This is a genomic window from Geodermatophilus sp. SYSU D00663 (genome assembly GCF_054050655.1).
The window spans coordinates 1-2,073 of the sequence record NZ_JBJGZT010000055.1 but is presented as its reverse complement, the minus strand read 5'-3'; the positions used below and the strand labels follow the sequence as shown (position 1 = coordinate 2,073).

The window sequence follows — 2,073 nt, the reverse complement described above, 5'->3', positions numbered from 1 at the left end:
TGAATGGTTGTCCGGCGGCGTCCTACTCTCCCACCCCGTCTCCGGGGCAGTACCATCGGCGCTGAGAGGCTTAGCTTCCGGGTTCGGAATGGATCCGGGCGTTTCCCTCTCGCCATGGCCGCCGTAACACTGTGAACGGTGCCCCGGCCCGCACCGGCCGGCTGGCCGGGTGCGGGGGGTTGGCTGCGTTCAGAACTGCACAGTGGACGCGTGGTGCACACCTGTTGTGTGTTGGCAGGAAGGTGTGTGGTCAAGCCCTCGGCCTGTTAGTACCGGTCAGCTCCACGCCTTGCGGCGCTTCCACTTCCGGCCTATCAACCCGCTGGTCTGGGCGGGGGCCTTACCCCATTGACTGGGTGAGAGACCTCATCTTGAAGCGAGCTTCCCGCTTAGATGCTTTCAGCGGTTATCCCTGCCGAACGTAGCCAACCAGCAGTGCACCTGGCGGTACAACTGGCACACCAGAGGTTCGTCCGTCCCGGTCCTCTCGTACTAGGGACAGCTCTTCGCAAGTCTCTTACGCGCACGGCGGATAGGGACCGAACTGTCTCACGACGTTCTAAACCCAGCTCGCGTACCGCTTTAATGGGCGAACAGCCCAACCCTTGGGACCTACTCCAGCCCCAGGATGCGACGAGCCGACATCGAGGTGCCAAACCATCCCGTCGATATGGACTCTTGGGGAAGATCAGCCTGTTATCCCCGGGGTACCTTTTATCCGTTGAGCGACACCGCTTCCACATGCCGGTGCCGGGTCACTAGTCCCAGCTTTCGCTCCTGCTCGACCCGTCGGTCTCACAGTCAAGCTCCCTTGTGCACTTGCACTCGACACCTGATTGCCAACCAGGCTGAGGGAACCTTTGGGCGCCTCCGTTACATTTTGGGAGGCAACCGCCCCAGTTAAACTACCCACCTGACACTGTTCCTGATCCGGCTCACGGACCGAGGTTAGACATCCAATTCGACCAGAGTGGTATTTCAACGGCGACTCCACCGACACTGGCGTGCCGGCTTCGCAGTCTCCCACCTATCCTACACAAGCCGAACCGAACACCAATATCAAGCTGTAGTGAAGGTCCCGGGGTCTTTCCGTCCTGCCGCGCGTAACGAGCATCTTTACTCGTAGTGCAATTTCGCCGAGCCTGTGGTTGAGACAGCTGAGAAGTCGTTACGCCATTCGTGCAGGTCGGAACTTACCCGACAAGGAATTTCGCTACCTTAGGATGGTTATAGTTACCACCGCCGTTTACTGGCGCTTGAGTTCTGAGCTTCGCCCCGAAGGACTAACCCGTCCCCTTAACGTTCCAGCACCGGGCAGGCGTCAGTCCGTATACCTCGTCTTACGACTTCGCACGGACCTGTGTTTTTAGTAAACAGTCGCTTCTCACTGGTCTCTGCGGCCCCCACCCGCTGCCCCGCGCAAGGCGGTTCACGGACGAGGGCCCCCCTTCTCCCGAAGTTACGGGGGCATTTTGCCGAGTTCCTTAACCACAGTTCGCTCGATCGCCTCGGTATTCTCTACCTGACCACCTGAGTTGGTTTGGGGTACGGGCCGCTCGGAACTCGCTAGAGGCTTTTCTCGGCAGCATAGGATCATCGGATTCGCCTCATTCGGCTACGCGTCAGGCCTCACCCTCGTGCGCCACGGATTTGCCTATGGCGCGGGCCACACCCTTGCACCGGTACCACCACTCACCGGCCCGACTACCTTCCTGCGTCACCCCATCGCTTGCCTACTACCAGCTCGGGTCCCCAGCTACTGCCACCCCGACCCCGAAGGGGCGGAGCGGTTTCGGTGGGTCAGCATCACTGGCCTGGGCATGGGCGCTCCTTCGCGGGTACGGGAATATCAACCCGTTGTCCATCGACTACGCCTGTCGGCCTCGCCTTAGGTCCCGACTCACCCTGGGCGGATTAGCCTGGCCCAGGAACCCTTGGTCTTCCGGCGGGGGAGGTTCTCACTCCCCTCTCGCTACTCATGCCTGCATTCTCACTCGCGTGGCGTCCACGGCTGGCTTCCGCCGCCGCTTCACCCGCCACACGACGCTCCCCTACCCACCCCGTCCCCTGGCC

Annotated in this window: 2 rRNA genes; both read right to left on the bottom strand. The window is 61.2% G+C overall.

Features of this window, described 5'->3' with window-relative positions:
• Nucleotides 1–9: 9 nt before the first annotated feature.
• Nucleotides 10–126: ribosomal RNA gene (gene rrf, locus ACI79Z_RS22805) — 5S ribosomal RNA — on the bottom strand.
• A 120-nt stretch (nucleotides 127–246) separates the two neighbouring features.
• A 23S ribosomal RNA gene (locus ACI79Z_RS22800) occupies nucleotides 247–2,073 on the bottom strand; the annotation flags it as partial.